We start from the raw sequence: 16088 nt of genomic DNA on the forward strand, positions 1-16088 counted from the left end.
ATAGTTTTTATTGTCGATTAACAATTGCTAATTGACCTTTAGGTGAAAGAGCAAAACCCAAAAATGTTTCCACTTCGGTATTAGCTGGTTGACGATAAATATAGTAATAAGAAAATAAAAGTTTATACATAATTGAGTGTACAGTTACACTAATAAGTATGATTTAATTTCCATTTTTATATTAGCTCTAGCTCGTTCTTCTAACTTGTGATGAAAATAATCGGTATAGTAAATTCTATTTCTGGATAAAAAGTTTTTTAAAACCTTAGCTCTACCCTGACAATAATCGCGATCGCCTAAGTGTTTGTATTCTCGACGAATATCAAAAGCGTACTGCCAGTATTTTTCAGTTGACGCGCCTAGAATAGATAAATCAGCATCAATAAAAGTCATACAGTCCCAGTCATCAATAAGTAGTTGATGTTGTTGAGTACTAAGAATAAACTTTTCTACTAACCCAATAAGGTTTTCAGCAATATTTAACTGCCCTAAAAATTTAACTGCATACCGCGCGCTTTCGATCTCATTATCTTTAAATTGAGGATCATAAACATAATCATGAAACCAGACTGCTAATAAAATCGCTGTATAATTATTAGTATTTTGTTTCACTTCTTCTACTGTTTTTAGAAGCTGTTGAACATGAGCTAAATTATGATAATGTCGCTCAAAACTACTATATTCTAGAATCAACTTTTCAAAAAACTGTCTATTGTCATCTGTTTGAGAATCTAATTGCCACAATAAACTTTGCCAATTTTCTCTGAGGAAATCAACTTCCATAAAATATACAAATTCTAAAATTTCCTAAATCTAAATATATAATTTCCTAAAACTGCTTTTCATGGTGTAATTAATGATCGAGAATATGGCAAAATTTAATAGATAGCAATCAAAAACTATTATTTATTAATTGGCAAAAGCTACTAAATTTGTACTTTAACTTTACATAAAGAAAGCCAGAGATTGCTCGACTTTAAAATGTGATGCAGTAAAACTTCTAATAGGATTTTGTGCTTTGCTCGATAGCTACTGGTATTAAGAGATCGATTAATAGAGCAAATTAAATGTCAACGCTTCCCCAAAAAATGTACATGGCGTAATTGTAGTGTTGTAAACTAGGCTGGCGACACAAATTTTATAATTTGCTCTGTTTGAGTCGTCGAGCAAGCATCCACCCTGTATGTTTAGTAAATCTAGGTAAAGTAAAGTAATGCCATTGCCAAACAACCCACGTCGGACGAAAATTGTCGCCACGGTAGGTCCCGCAACGCTACAACCTGATGTTCTTCGCCAGCTAATCAAAGCAGGAGCAACAACTCTAAGAATTAATTTTTCCCATGGTACGCAACAAGACCATCAAAAGGCAATACGTTTAATTCGACAAACAGCTTTTGAATTAGATCAGCCAGTCGGCATTTTGCAAGATTTACAGGGACCAAAAATTCGTTTAGGTAAGTTTGCTAGTGGCAAGATTAACCTTAAAAATGGTGATCCCTATATTTTGACTAGTCGCCAAGTCGAATGTAACCAAGCAATAGGCTACATCAGCTATGACAAGTTAGCTCAAGAAGTTCCTGAAAATGCCACAATCTTGCTGGACGATGGCAAGGTAGAAATGAAGGTAGAAAAAATTGATGTAGCTAATCAAGATTTACACTGTCGAGTGATTGTCGGGGGAGATCTTTCTAGTAATAAAGGAGTAAACTTTCCCAATGTATTTCTTTCAGTTAAAGCCTTAACTCAAAAAGATCGTGAAGACTTAATGTTTGGCTTAGATCAAGGAGTTGACTGGATTGCTCTAAGTTTTGTGCGTAATCCTCAAGATATTTTAGAAATCAAGGATTTAATATCTAGTTCAGGTAAGTCTATTCCTGTGATTGCCAAAATTGAAAAACACGAAGCGATCGAGCAAATGGATGCTATTCTTTCTCTTTGTGATGGTGTAATGGTAGCAAGAGGAGATTTGGGTGTAGAACTACCCGCAGAAGATGTGCCAATCCTGCAAAAACGCTTAATTATTACAGCCAATAGATTAGGTATACCAATTATTACTGCTACCCAAATGCTCGACAGTATGGTCAATAGTCCGCGACCAACTCGTGCCGAAGTATCTGATGTGGCTAACGCTATCTTAGACGGCACGGATGCAGTAATGCTATCAAATGAAACGGCAGTTGGTAACTATCCAGTCCAGGCTGTAGAGACAATGGCAACTATTGCCTGTCGTATTGAGCAAGAACAGCCAACAAATAATCTCAAACTGAAACGAACTAGACGTTCAATTACCCATGCTATATCCGCTGCGGTAGGTCAAATTTCGTCTCAACTAGATGCAGCAGCAATTATGACCTTAACAAAAACAGGTGCAACTGCTCGCAATGTCTCTAAATTTAGACCAAAAACGCCTATCTTAGCGATAACTCCTCATGTTTATGTTGCCCGTAGGTTGCAGTTAGTTTGGGGAGTAAAGCCTTTGTTGGTTTTAGATTTGGCTTCGGCGACGCAAACTTTTGAAGCAGCAATTAATGTGGCTCAAGAAAAAAGCTGGCTATTTGCTGGAGATTTAGTAGTGATGACGGCGGGGACTCTCCAGGGTGTAGCTGGTTCAACGGATTTGATTAAAGTAGAGCTAGTTAAAGCTATTTTGGGGAAAGGTTCAGGCATTGGACAGGGAGCTATTAGCGGTAGAGCTAGAGTAGCTCATAGTGCCAGAGATATTCATGATTTTAATCCTGGGGAGATTTTGGTTGCGCCTGCAACTAACGCTCAATTTGTTGATATTATTCGTCAAGCATCAGGGATTATCACAGAAGAGGATGACTTAACTAGTCATGCTGCTGTAATTGGCTTGCGTTTGGGTATACCCGTAATTGTTGGTTTTAAAAATGCCACGGAAGTTATCCGCGAAGGGGCAATTTTAACAGTTGATGCTAAACGGGGCATAGTCTATTCAGGTACATTGACCTCCTCCCCAACTTGACACGAGAAAAGCCTCCTAAAATAATAAATTCATTTTGATCCAGCTAATTTAAAAGCGTACAGGTTACTGAACCAAGCTGTATTTTAAAGCCAGTCTAATCAATTCAATACGGTTACTCGTATCTGATTTACGTAGTAAGCTACTGACGTATTTTTCAATCGTGCGGTGGGACAAATGAAGTTTTAAACCAATGTCAATATTTGAATAGCCATCTAGCGGAAATTTAAGAACTTCTTCTTCTCTAGGGGTTAGCTCTAGCTGTTTCTGTAGTTTCTGCTGATTTAATTGAGTTTCTTGAGCGTTGCTGGGCAAATTTTGTGATGATTCGAGGGTTTTGCCACCTTGAGAAAATCTTAGCTCAGAATGAACAATTTGCGATCGCTCTAATAAATTACGAATTATTGCCCTCAATTCTTCCATTTCAAACGGCTTAGGTAGGTACATATCGCATCCTACTTGATACCCATGAATCCGCTCGCTTGTCTCTATTACATTCGGTCAGTAATATCACTGGTAAAAGACGATATTGAGGCAATTGACGGATATTTTTGACTAATTCATAGCCGTCTTTTTCGGGCATTTTAATATCAGAAATTAGCAGGTGAGGATGATACTTATTTAACTTAGATAGTGCCTCTTCACCATTTTCTGCTGTGATAACTGAATATCCCCATAGCTCTAAATAATCGCTTACAGATAAGCGTATTCCTGGGTCATCTTCGGCGATTAAGATTAATAATGGCATTAATTCTAGCGTGATTTATTAAGCTCATTCACTGTTTTTATATTATATATAAATCTCTTCTTTCTATGTCCTTTTACGTACACAACGTTTCCTGACATTGGCTTTTAATAGTCCTTAGACTGAATATCCCGCCTTCATGATGCAGAACTAGCATACTTATAAAGGCGGGATAAATTATTTATTAAAAGCTAACTTCAAGATGTATATCTCAAATGCAGTTTAAGAACGACGAGCGATAACAGGGGCTGGGGTAGCTGTAGAGCTTGAACGTTTTCTTGTTCTTGTGGTTTTTACAGGCTGGTGTTCGGGAGTCTGTAATAGGAAGACTACTGAAGGACGACTACGTAATTCTCGCTTAATTAAACGCTGCAAGCCACCTTCTATTTCTAAGCGTACTTCTGTCCAGTCAACTTGCGTTTCGCCATTTTCTGTGTAGCTAAAGTCACTCCAGCGATCGCTTACAATCCTTTCTATGGTTCTGGCTACTAGCTGCTGTAGTAAAGATTGTTCTACTGATGTTACCACACCTCGCAGATGTAAAGCGGGAGATGCCACCAATTTACCAGATAGATCGATTGCCGTAGCGACAGTAATTACTCCATCTTCAGCTAGCTGTTGTCTTTCCTTCATAACATCGTCTTGAACAATTCCAGCGCGGTCTACTAGCTCAATACCAGAGGGAACTTCACCATTCATACAAATGCTATTTTCGGTAAGCTCAATGATATTACCGTTTTTGATAATTACGATATTTTCTTCGGGAATACCCATTGCTTTTGCCATGCCAGCGTGTTCAACCAGCATTCTATGCTCACCGTGAACAGGCACAAAGAATTTGGGTCTGGTTAAATTAAGCATAAACTTATGGTCTTCTCTAGCACCATGACCTGAAACGTGAACTCCTTGAGCGCGACCATAAATTACATTTGCCCCCTGCATCATCAGGCGGTCAATGGTATTAACTACGCCAATCGTATTTCCAGGAATAGGATTAGCCGAAAAGATGATTGTATCTCCTTGTCTAACTCTAACTTGCCGATGTTCGCCTTTAGAGATGCGGGTCATGGCTGCTAAAGTTTCTCCCTGAGAACCAGTACAAAGAACCAAGACCTTGTTGTCTGGTAAACGATTGACTGTGCGAATCTGCTCAAAAATATCGTCGCGACACTGGATATATCCTAGCTTGCGTGCATGGGCGATAACGTTGAGCATGGAACGACCAACTACTGCAACTTTGCGACCATGTTTTTGCGCCAAATCGAGAATCATATTTACCCGATGCACCGAAGAGGAAAAGGTTGTGACCATTAAGCGTCCTTCAGCTTGTCCAAAGATACGATCTAGATTGGGGTATACAGAACGTTCTGAGGGGGTATGCCCTGGTACTTCGGCATTAGTAGAATCACTCAGCAAGCACAATACGCCTTTTTCACCGTGTTCGGCTAATTTTTGCAGGTCAAAATGTTCTCCATCTACAGGCGTATGGTCAAATTTGAAGTCTCCTGAATGAATAATTACGCCAATAGGAGTATGAATTGCAACGGTAAAGCTATCGGCGATCGAATGAGTATTGCGAATATATTCAGCCCGAAAATGCTTGCCGATTTGCACAATTTCTCTGGGGACAACGCTTTTAAGAGTAGTGCGATCGCTGACTCCAGCCTCTTCAAGTTTATCACTTAACAAAGACATTGCTAGTCTAGGACCATAAATCACGGGAATGTCAAATTGCTTTAGGTGATAAGCAATTCCACCTATATGATCTTCATGACCGTGGGTCACAATCATGCCTTTGATTCGCTGAGAATTCTCTCTGAGGTACGTCATATCGGGCAAAACGATATTAACGCCGTGCATCTGGTCTGAAGGAAAACCTAATCCTGCATCCAGCAGAATAATCTCGTCTTCATATTCAAAAACACAGGTATTTTTGCCAATCTCATGTAACCCTCCCAGAGGAATAATTTTCACGGTTGGCTTGTTTGCTTTTTTAATTACTTTGGTCATTGATGTTTCTAGTTTATGTTAGTTATTTGGACTTTTTTATTTAATCAATAAAAACTGCAAAAATACCTTAGAAGCTGTCGTTTGAAGCGTTTTCTAAGCGTTTTAAAAAACTGTTTGTCACAGTAATTTTCCTAAAATTACTATTAATAATTGCTGGAATTGCTTGCTTTAGCGATTATTCATATTGATGATGGCATCGAATAAATCGAAATGGTAGTTTAACCTTATTTTTGTTAATAGTGGTTTATTTTTATTAATGTTGAAGAATCTAAAGTAGCTTGTTTACTTATATGCAGGTCTGATTTTAACAGTAGCTTAGGCAATAATAAAATTAAACTAAATTTAATTCTTTTAAAACTATTTTTAAACTTTCTAATAAATCTAATTGTAGCTCACATAAAGGTGTACGCAAATTACCCACCTTCCAACCCTGCAAATTTAAAGCTGCCTTAACAGGAATTGGGCTAGTAGTCATAAATAAAGCCTGAAATAGAGGAAAAAGCTCCATCTGGATTTTAGTAGCTTGCTGATTATTTCCTTGATTAAATGCCTGAATCATTGACTGCATTTGCTTGCCTACTAAATGAGAGGCGACGCTGACTACGCCGACACTCCCTACCGTCATCATCGGCAAAGCCAAAGCGTCTTCTCCTGAATAAATAGCAAAATTAGCAGGAGTCAAACATTTAATTTTACAAGCCTGTTCTAAATTGCCACTAGCTTCTTTAATTGCTACTATATTAGCAATTTGTGCCAGATTTGCCACTGTTTCTGGCTCTAGATTGCTGCTAGTTCTTCCTGGTACATTATACAACATCATCGGCAGATCGGGGCAGGCTTGGGCGATCGCTTTAAAATGCTGATATTGCCCCGCTTGGGGCGGCTTATTGTAATACGGCACTACCTGTAATGAACCATCTAAATCTAGTTTAGCTGCTTTTTGCGTAGCTGCGATCGCTTCGGAGGTAGAATTAGAACCTGTCCCCGCAATTATTTTAGCTTTAGTTCCAACAGCTTGCTTTACTACTTTAAATAGCTCGTATTCTTCTGACCAGCTTAAGGTGGGGGATTCTCCTGTTGTACCACAGATTACTAAGCCATCACTACCATTTTCTACCAAATGGTTTGCCAGCTTTTCGGCTACTCTATAGTCAACGCTACCATCCTCGGCAAACGGCGTTACCATTGCCGTAATTACCCTACCAAAGTATTCTCCACTCATTAAACCTAGACCCAAATAATTAATTTATCGATCAAGAAAAGCGACTAGACGCTCACTGCTGAATCAGATGTTGTTAACAGATTTTTGGCTAAGAGTAACTCTGCTATTTGAATGGCATTAAGAGCAGCACCCTTGCGAATTTGATCTCCACACAGCCATAGTTCCAAACCGCAATCTTGAGAGATATCTTGGCGAATTCTGCCTACCAATACAGGATCTTGTCCCGTTGCATCGATGGGCATGGGAAAATAATTACTCTGCCAGTCTTCAACTACTTTAACTCCTGGTGCAGCAGCAATTAGTTCTTTTGCCTTGGCTACCTCAAAAGGTTGAGCAAACTCTAGATTAATAGCCTCAGAATGAGCGCGTAAAATAGGCACTCGAACACAGGTAGCAGTAATCTTTAATTCAGGAGCGTCAAAAATTTTCCGTGTCTCGTTAACCATTTTCATCTCCTCTTCGCAGTATCCCTGCTCGTTTAAAGGAGAATTGTGAGGAAATAAATTAAAGGCAATAGGATAAGGCAATATTTCCGCCTGGGGCTGTTTGCCATCTAAAATATCTCTAGCTTGGCTCTTAGCTTCTTCCATTGCTCTTGCACCAGCACCAGAAGCAGACTGATAGGTAGATACGACTATTCGCTTGATTGGCTGCACCTGATGTAGGGGATAAATAGCCACTCCCATTAAGATAGTTGTGCAGTTGGGGTTGGCAATGATTCCCTGATGTTTGGCTGCTGCTTCGGGATTAATTTCAGGAACTACTAGAGGCACATCATCATCCATCCGAAAAGCACTGGAGTTATCAATAACTACCGCTCCAGCCTCTACAGCCCTTTTAGCCCAAGCTTTGGAAGTAGAGCCACCAGCAGAAGCTAGAACAATATCCACCCCTTCAAAAGACTTTTCGTTAACTGCTTCTACAGTTATTTCTTGACCATTAAATACAATCTTGCTACCAGCAGAACGAGGTGAGGCTAATAACTTTAATTCCTTGAGCGGAAACTTACGCTCTGCCAATAATTCTAATAGTTCTTGACCAACTGCTCCAGTCGCTCCCAAAATAGCTACACTTAAATCTTTAGACAATGAAACTGACCTCCATAAATTGTTTTAACGTAACTTAAATTAAACTGACAGACTTAAAATTCTTCTTCTGTATGTATCGCTTGTTTTTGATAACTAGTACTAATTAGCTGCAATTAATAATTAATATTGATCTTATTAAAGTTTTGTTTATGCAGGATGAGTAACCTAAGTACCGAATAATCCTATCATAATGTTTCAATCATGATGAGCTAAGGTTTACAGTCTGCAATAAGTATTTGTCTAAAGCTTCTTAAAATAGAAAGCTAAAGAAGAAAAAATGTAGCTCTGGCGATAGATATACTATTATGACTATTGACTGATAGGGAAAAGCTGTTAAAAATCATTCTAATGAGCAACAATACAGTACAAAAAAACTAATTTTGTTCTCAAACATCAATTAAGTATTGCATTTTTTAACCGCTAAAGGCGGTCAACGGCAAGCGCTGCATCGGAGCGCGTTCCCTTGCTAGGTGAGCATTCCCTTGCGTCTTACGCCGACGCGGGGTCTCACCTCTGTCGGCGACGCGGTGAAGCAGTGCGGTCTTGGGGGTTTCCCTCAATGAGCAACTGCTGAACCCTTTAGGGGGTCGCTCCTCCTTTGCAAGGCGGTGTAACGCTGACTTTACTTTAAGCTAGTCCCTATAAAGATCCACAATAGAATCAATATCAATTAAATAGTTTTGGGATAGAAGCAGGAAATGAAAGTAACCCAGGAAAGACTTCCTGAAAGTCAATTAGGTTTAAATATAGAAATCGCACCTGAAGCATCTCGCAGTGCCTATGAGAAAACGGTGCAAAACCTTTCCCGTTCCAGCAATATTCCTGGGTTTCGGAAAGGGAAAGTCCCCCGTCAGGTTTTGTTACAGAGAATTGGCAATGAGCGGATCAAAGCTGCTGCTTTAGAAGAATTAATTCAAAAGTCTTTACAGGATGCTATTGAACAAGAGTCTATAGAAGCTCTTGGTCAACCAAATTTACGTTCTAATTTTGAAGAACTACTAGGGCAGTATAATCCTGGAGATACATTTACTTTTTCTATAGCGGTAGATGTGCCACCATCTGTAGAACTTGCTGATTACAGCAGTTTAAATGTCAAGGCTGAGGAAATAGTTTATCAGCCAGAGAAAGTAGATGAGTTTATAGAACAACGCCGTGAGCAAAAAGCTGACTTAGTTCCCGTAGAAGATCGTACAGCAGTTATGGGAGATGTTGCTTTTGTCGATTTTAAAGGCACGCTAACTGCCGAGGGAGAAGAAGGTCAAGAAATTGAAGGTGGTAGTGCTACCAACTTCGAGGTAGAACTAGTAGAAGGAAAATTAATTCCTGGCATGATTGAAGGAATTGTGGGCATGAAGCCTGAAGAAACCAAAGAGGTGGCGGTAACTTTTCCTGAAGATTATCCCCAGGAGGATTTGGCGGGTAAACCAGCAGTCTTTAGTATTACTTTGAATGAATTGAAAACTAAAGAATTGCCTGAGTTAGATGATGACTTTGCTCAGGAGGTAAGCGACGAAGAGTTTGAAACCATGACTGCCTATAAAGAATCTTTAGAGAAACGGTTCAAAGAGCAGGCAGCCGACCAAACCAATAATAAGATAAATGATGCGATCGCGGCTGTTTTATTAGAACAGAATACTATAGACTTACCAGAATCTTTGGTTCAAGAAGAAGTAACTAATGTTCTTACGAAAACTCTAATGCAGATGCAGCAGATGGGATTAGACGTAAGACAGCTATTCAATTCTGACAATGTTCCCATGTTACGGGACAATGCTCGCCCAGAAGCTTTAACTAATCTCAAAAAGTCTTTAATAATTAAGGAAATAGCAAAAAAAGAAGGATTAGAACCCGAGCAAGCAGCAATTGAAGCCAAAATAGCGGAAATTAGACCACAATTGACTGGGCAAGAAGTTGATGAAGACCGTTTAAACGAAATGGTTACTCAAGACTTGTTGAGCGAAAACACCTTTAAGTGGTTACGGGATAAAGCTCAAGTAGAGCTTGTCCCCGAAGGTTCTTTATCTGAAGAAGCTGATACTGAAGAAGCGGATGCTGATGAGGAGGTAGAAACGGCTGAAGTGGAAGTAGTAGAAGATTCTGAATAAGCCATAAATAAGGAAAATAAGTTTTAAGTAACAATTACCTGGGAAAAACAGAAATGCTGATGATTATTCTCTTTCTTTGGCTTTGATCTTACCCAGGTAACCTCACCTTAATTCGGCAACTGATCGTAATTTAGTTAAGGCATAATAAATAAAAGAGTTAAATACATCTTTTAGCTGAGCATAGTTGTGCAAGCTTAATTTAAGAACATATTTCATTAGTGAAAAATTTTTGGCAAAAACCTATGCTGGACTCGTTTTCAAATTACGGCTTTCAAGTTAATAATAATATTCCTGAGATTCAGTCTTCTCAACCCACTGGTAACGTAGTGCCAATGGTTGTAGAGCAGTCTGGAATTGGCGAACGTGCCTTTGATATCTATTCTCGTCTTTTGCGAGAACGCATTATCTTCTTGGGTACAGCTATCGATGATAAGGTAGCCGATTCGGTTGTAGCTCAGTTATTGTATTTAGAAGCTGAAGATCCTGAAAAGGATATTCAAATTTATATCAATTCCCCTGGTGGTTCGGTCTATTCAGGATTGGCAATATACGATACTATGCAGCAAATTCAGCCAGATGTTGTAACAATTTGTTATGGAATTGCTGCCAGTATGGGTGCTTTTTTACTATCTGGTGGTACAAAAGGAAAGCGCATGGCGTTGCCTAGTTCGCGAATTATGATTCACCAACCTTTAGGAGGCGCTCAAGGACAGGCATCAGATATCGAAATCCAGGCAAAAGAAATTCTTTATATCAAACAAAGACTTAATGAACTGATTGCAGGACATACTGATCAACCTTTCGATAAGATAGCCGCCGATACAGAAAGAGATTTCTATATGTCTTCAGAGGATGCTGTGGAATATGGCTTAATTGATAAAGTCATTATCAAGCCAGAAGCGTTAAGCTCACCTACCTAAAATTGCTCTATATAGTACGAGGTACATATGTCTAAATACGACTCCCATCTAAAATGTTCATTTTGCGGAAAATCACAAGAACAAGTCAGAAAATTAATTGCAGGACCTGGGGTTTATATTTGTGATGAATGTGTTGAACTGTGTAACGAAATTTTAGATGAGGAGTTGATTGAAGAAGGGGCTGTCGTATCTTCGGCTGCCGTATCTGGAAATCCTGAAACTAAACCAGCCAAAAGGAAAAAGTCAAAATCGGGTGGCATTTCTTTTGGAGACATTCCTAAGCCAATTGATATCAAAAGCTGTTTAGACGAACACGTAATTGGTCAAGAAGAAGCAAAAAAAGTTCTTTCTGTTGGGGTATATAATCATTATAAACGTCTCAGCTTGGCTAATAAGGCAAAGGATGCTGATGACCCCGTAGAGCTACAAAAGTCTAATGTCCTCTTAATTGGTCCTACAGGCTGTGGCAAAACCCTTTTGGCTCAAACTCTAGCTAAAGTTTTACAAGTACCTTTTGCTGTTGCCGATGCCACTACCCTTACAGAGGCGGGATATGTGGGCGAAGATGTGGAAAATATTCTACTCCGTTTGTTACAGGTAGCTGACTTAGATGTAGAAGAGGCACAGCGAGGTATTATTTATATTGACGAAATTGATAAAATAGCTCGTAAAAGCGAAAATGCTTCGATTACCCGCGATGTTTCAGGTGAAGGGGTACAGCAAGCATTACTTAAAATGTTAGAAGGGACAGTAGCTAATGTACCGCCTCAAGGTGGTCGTAAGCATCCATATCAAGACTGTATTCAAATTGATACTAAGAATATTTTATTTATTTGCGGTGGTGCATTTGTTGGCTTAGATAAAGTAGTAGAACGTCGTCTGGGTAAAAAGTCAATGGGCTTTATCCAGAAGGGAGAAAATCCTCCTTCCAAGGAAAAACGTAGCGCCGACGTATTACAGAAGTTGGAGTTAGACGACCTAGTTAAGTTCGGCATGATTCCTGAGTTTGTGGGTAGAATTCCCGTTACCGCAGCGTTAGAACCTTTAGACGAAGCTACGTTAGTCCAGATATTGACTAAGCCGAAAAACGCTATTGTCAAACAGTATAAAAAGCTATTGGGAATGGATAATATTGAGCTTGAGTTTACCGAAGGTGCAATCAAAGCCTTAGCTAAAGAAGCTTATCGTCGTAAAACTGGTGCGAGAGCTTTACGAGGTATCGTCGAAGAATTGATGCTAGATATGATGTACGAAATTCCCTCTCGTGAAGATTTGGGTAAATGCGTTATTACCGAAGAAATGGTAGAAAAACGCTCTACTGCTGAATTGATTATCCATCCAACTTCTTATCGCAAGCCTGAATCGGCATAACTTGAGCAAATAAAGTCAAAATAAATACTTTAAAAAATTTAAAAGCGATCGCCACTAAAATAATTTTAGCAGGCGATCGCACTTTGCATCATAGTAAATTGAGTAGTCAAGACTTTTACTAATCTATTCAATTAAAACTTTTTCCATGGTTACCCATGATTTTTATTGAGGTTGAAGTTGGTTAGCCTGACGCAGAGATTTAATTGTAGCGATCGCAACTTCTCCAGCGGTCTTAATTTCCTCGGTCGTATTAAACCTACCAATACCAAAGCGCAAGGAGGCATGGGCAAGTTTTTCGTCCCGTCCCAAAGCAGTTAAAACATGGGAAGGGGCAGTAGAAGTAGAAGAACAGGCTGAACCAGAGGATACAGCGATCGCTGATTGTATTGCCAATAATAAAGCTGAACCATCGACTCCCTCAATACTCAAATTAAGATTACCAGTCAAACTATCGGTAAAGCTGCCATTAAGATGAATACCCTCCAGGGTTTCAAACATTGACCATAGTTGCTTTTTTAACTGTAGTAAACGATCAGACTCCAATTCCCTAGACGCCATGGCAATTTCTAAGGCTTGAGCAAAGCCAACTATCTGCGGTGTATACAGCGTGCCTGAACGCCGACCTCTTTCTTGTCCTCCGCCTTGGATTTGGGAGGCAAGCTTGACTCTGGGGTCACGGCGACGCACATACAAAGCTCCAATTCCTTTTGGTCCATATACTTTGTGAGCAGTCAAAGACATCAAATCAATGTTCATTGCTGCCACATCTAGAGGTATTTTGGCGATCGCTTGTGCCGCATCAGTATGAAATAACACCCCGTGACTATGACATATCTCGCCGATTTTGGTTAATGGTTGCAATACACCAATTTCGTTATTGGCTGCCATCACCGATACCAAAATAGTATCCTCGCGAATTGCTGCTTTTAGCTGTTCTATATCTAGCAAACCATCAGGCTGCACAGGGAGGTACGTAACTTCAAAGCCCAAAGTTTCTAGATAAGCACAGGGATCTAATACGGCGCGGTGTTCTGTCGCTACGGTAATAATATGCTTACCCTGATTGAAATAGGCTTCGGCGACCCCTTTGATTGCCAGGTTATTGGCTTCGGTTGCGCCACTGGTAAAGACGATTTCTTCGGGGGTAGCGTTGATTATAGCAGCGATCGCTTCTCTAGCACTTTTTACTGCTGCGCTAGCCTCCCAACCATAAACGTGAGTGTTCGTCGAAGGGTTGCCAAAATGCTCGGTAAAGTAGGGCAACATCGCTGCTAACACTCTTTCATCCATGGGTGTAGTTGCATGAGCATCAAGATATATGGGTCGTTGAGACATGGGAACAAAACCTATCCGAACTTTACAACTAGGGTGAACAGCGTCAGCCCTTTTTCTGAGATCAGTCTAGCAATTAAACGGTTTTTGAGGCATTGATTTGAGTAATGAGGTGACGTACAAAATACTTTTGTTTATAGCTATAGCTCTCTCAGTTTACCGAGTTTATCCACCTTCTGCCTTAAAACGATTTACCTTGTACCTGACTAGTTTGAAAAGGGCTATATCATCTCCAGGTTACTAAAATTACGCCAAAAATAATAAATCCTAAGCCTAAACCTCTACTTATGGGAATAGTTTCTTTAAACAAAAAGTAACCTAATAAAACCGAAAACACATACACCAAAGAAACCGCAGGTGCAGCCATACTCAAGTCTACTTTAGTTAATAGTAAAATATAGGCGATCGCGCCTAACCCATAGCAACCTAAACCGATAATAAGTTCTGGAGTTAAGAATATTTCTATGATCCTACCAATAATACTTGAAGCGGATATTTTGGCTAATTTAATTGCACCCAATTTTAAGAATATTTGTCCAGCAACGCTAAATAAAATCGATAAAAAAAGATAGCCAAATTCTCTTAAACCCATACTATGTAAAATATTATATAAAATTATTGATGATGAACATAAGCTCAACAAGCTGCCAAGTTATAATAGCGTGAATTCGTATTAAAGCTACAATCCTTACTATAAGCTAATCATACAAATGTCTTTTATCTTCTTCCGCGACCAAGTTGCTTCAGTCAACCTGACTTATTACCTATTACCTGCCTAAACCATTTTCTAATTAATTTTACCCACCTACTTAAATAAGCTCTACTGGGACGGCTGGCATTAATATTTTAAAGGTTGTGCCTTTGCCAACTTTGCTGATGACAGAAATAGAACCTCCGCAGCGTTGAATTAGCTGTTGCACCAAAGTTAAGCCCAAACCTGCACCCGTAACCTTTTGATTGGTAATTGGTTTAGTACGATAAAAACCATCAAAAATTTTACTAATTTCTTGGGTGGCAATACCTACTCCTGTATCAGTAACTAAAATTTCTATATCTTCATCGTCGTTTTTTAGAGATGCCTGGACAAACACCCTCCCTTGAGGAGGAGTAAATTGCAGACTGTTATTGAGTAAATTAATAATAATCTGTCTAAACCAGGCACTAGGACAAGAAATAGGCGGAAGATCGGCAGGAATAGTATATCCCAGCAATATCTCCTTTTCTTCGGCTAAAGGCTGATAGGTGCTAACGATTCCTGGGACGATATCATCTAAGCATAGGTATTCGGCTTCGGCAGGAGTATCGAGCTGTAATAATTCCAGTAAGCCACCTACCAAAGAATTTTGGCGATCGCATTCGTCACTGACTACCTTTAAATAACGTTGACGCTGTTCTCCCTTTATTTGTTTTGATTCTAACAAACTGAGAGCAGTTTTCATGTGGGTAATAGGCGATCGCAATTCTTGAACTAAATTATTGAGAAAATCTTCTTGTAATCCCAGTACAGTTGAGCTTTTTTCGGGAATATGACTGATTTTAGCTAAAGAATCTAGCTTGTTTTGAATAGATTCACTATAGCTAATCTGTTTGAGCATAAGATTGTTTAATAACTCATGGTGAGGATTTGAATTAAACTCAACTTTAAAATCTTCTTCTGTTAAGAAACTATCTTCTGAAGCTATATTTTGTCTAATACCTGTCAATATAAAAGCAATTGTTTGAGGATCGAAACTGGAAACCATCTCTAGATATGGTTGCTGTAATCTTTTTCCTGAAGACTCAATTTTGATTTGACTTTTCTGCCACTGAGCTAATACCAAACTACAAAAATCAGCCGATATAATAATTAGAAAAGATTCTTTTTGTAGAATAGGGTTTTTATTTAGATTAACGGGGATAACTGGAGTTAACTCCGAATTTTGTTCTAATAAAGTTAGAGCAGGATTGTTTTGTTTACTACTGCATAAATAAATTCGCTTAACATTCCCCTCTTTCTGTAATTTTTGCACTTGCTTGAGCCAGCTTTTGGTCTGGGGTAGTTTTACCCAAACTGTTGCTGAAAGTTGCTTTTCAATTACTAGATCGATAATAGAGCTAACATAGGATTTGAGGGTTTCTGCACCAGTAGAAATGTTAATCAGAGGCTCACCTAGGTTCTGAGTCAACTGATACAAAGATGATCCCGAAGTAGCAATATTCATATTTATAATAGTCGCGATATTGTATCTAGTAATGATACGGATTAAGAAGACGATATAGATTTACGTTTCTAAATAAGAAATATTTTTCAGTAAGAATAACGAGAAATAATTAAC

General features: G+C 39.0%; 12 protein-coding genes and 1 pseudogene. 4 read left to right on the top strand and 9 right to left on the bottom strand.

The window, feature by feature from the left end; genetic code table 11:
• Positions 1 to 7 precede the first annotated feature (7 nt).
• Complete coding sequence (locus SLP02_RS07555) at positions 8 to 130, bottom strand: hypothetical protein (protein WP_319420046.1); 123 nt, start codon at positions 128 to 130, stop codon at positions 8 to 10.
• 14 nt (positions 131 to 144) lie between these two features.
• Positions 145 to 783 (bottom strand): HD domain-containing protein, encoded by a 639-nt coding sequence (locus SLP02_RS07560; RefSeq protein WP_319420047.1) that lies wholly within the window; start codon positions 781 to 783, stop codon positions 145 to 147.
• A gap of 430 nt (positions 784 to 1213) precedes the next feature.
• On the opposite strand from SLP02_RS07560, the gene pyk reads away from it, so the two are divergent.
• The gene (pyk, locus tag SLP02_RS07565; RefSeq protein WP_319420048.1) at positions 1214 to 2983 is read left to right on the top strand and encodes a pyruvate kinase; all 1770 of its coding nucleotides are present in this window, start codon (positions 1214 to 1216) and stop codon (positions 2981 to 2983) included.
• 63 nt (positions 2984 to 3046) lie between these two features.
• Here the strand turns inward: pyk and SLP02_RS26555 are convergent.
• The 4 genes and pseudogenes from SLP02_RS26555 to SLP02_RS07590 all read right to left on the bottom strand — a co-directional run bounded on the left by SLP02_RS26555 (position 3047) and on the right by SLP02_RS07590 (position 8045).
• Positions 3047 to 3728 (bottom strand): annotated as a pseudogene (locus SLP02_RS26555) (response regulator).
• 219 nt (positions 3729 to 3947) lie between these two features.
• A complete protein-coding gene (locus SLP02_RS07580; protein ID WP_319420051.1) occupies positions 3948 to 5735 on the bottom strand; it encodes a ribonuclease J in 1788 nt (595 codons plus the stop codon).
• A gap of 331 nt (positions 5736 to 6066) precedes the next feature.
• The gene (dapA, locus tag SLP02_RS07585) at positions 6067 to 6957 is read right to left on the bottom strand and encodes a 4-hydroxy-tetrahydrodipicolinate synthase (RefSeq protein WP_319420052.1); all 891 of its coding nucleotides are present in this window, start codon (positions 6955 to 6957) and stop codon (positions 6067 to 6069) included.
• A gap of 44 nt (positions 6958 to 7001) precedes the next feature.
• Positions 7002 to 8045: an aspartate-semialdehyde dehydrogenase gene (locus SLP02_RS07590; protein WP_319420053.1), complete on the bottom strand. Its 1044-nt coding sequence runs from the start codon at positions 8043 to 8045 to the stop codon at positions 7002 to 7004.
• Positions 8046 to 8743: 698 nt separating this feature from the next.
• Between SLP02_RS07590 and tig the strand changes: the two genes are divergently transcribed.
• From tig to clpX, 3 genes are all read left to right on the top strand, one after another.
• A complete protein-coding gene (tig, locus tag SLP02_RS07595) occupies positions 8744 to 10150 on the top strand; it encodes a trigger factor (protein WP_319420054.1) in 1407 nt (468 codons plus the stop codon).
• 242 nt (positions 10151 to 10392) lie between these two features.
• Entirely contained in the window at positions 10393 to 11070 is a 678-nt protein-coding gene (clpP, locus tag SLP02_RS07600; protein ID WP_319420055.1) for an ATP-dependent Clp endopeptidase proteolytic subunit ClpP, read from the top strand.
• Positions 11071 to 11097: 27 nt separating this feature from the next.
• Positions 11098 to 12441 (top strand): ATP-dependent protease ATP-binding subunit ClpX, encoded by a 1344-nt coding sequence (gene clpX, locus SLP02_RS07605; protein ID WP_319420056.1) that lies wholly within the window; start codon positions 11098 to 11100, stop codon positions 12439 to 12441.
• Between the two features lie 162 nt (positions 12442 to 12603).
• Here the strand turns inward: clpX and SLP02_RS07610 are convergent, their stop codons facing one another.
• The 3 genes from SLP02_RS07610 to SLP02_RS07620 form a co-directional block, all read right to left on the bottom strand.
• On the bottom strand, positions 12604 to 13776 hold the full coding sequence (locus SLP02_RS07610) for a cysteine desulfurase family protein (protein ID WP_319420057.1): 1173 nt from the start codon (positions 13774 to 13776) through the stop codon (positions 12604 to 12606).
• Positions 13777 to 13999: 223 nt separating this feature from the next.
• Complete coding sequence (locus tag SLP02_RS07615; protein ID WP_319420058.1) at positions 14000 to 14365, bottom strand: DMT family transporter; 366 nt, start codon at positions 14363 to 14365, stop codon at positions 14000 to 14002.
• A gap of 217 nt (positions 14366 to 14582) precedes the next feature.
• The gene (locus tag SLP02_RS07620; RefSeq protein WP_319420059.1) at positions 14583 to 15974 is read right to left on the bottom strand and encodes an ATP-binding protein; all 1392 of its coding nucleotides are present in this window, start codon (positions 15972 to 15974) and stop codon (positions 14583 to 14585) included.
• Positions 15975 to 16088 lie beyond the last annotated feature (114 nt).

It is taken from the genome of Pleurocapsa sp. FMAR1 (genome assembly GCF_963665995.1).
Lineage (GTDB): Bacteria > Cyanobacteriota > Cyanobacteriia > Cyanobacteriales > Xenococcaceae > Waterburya.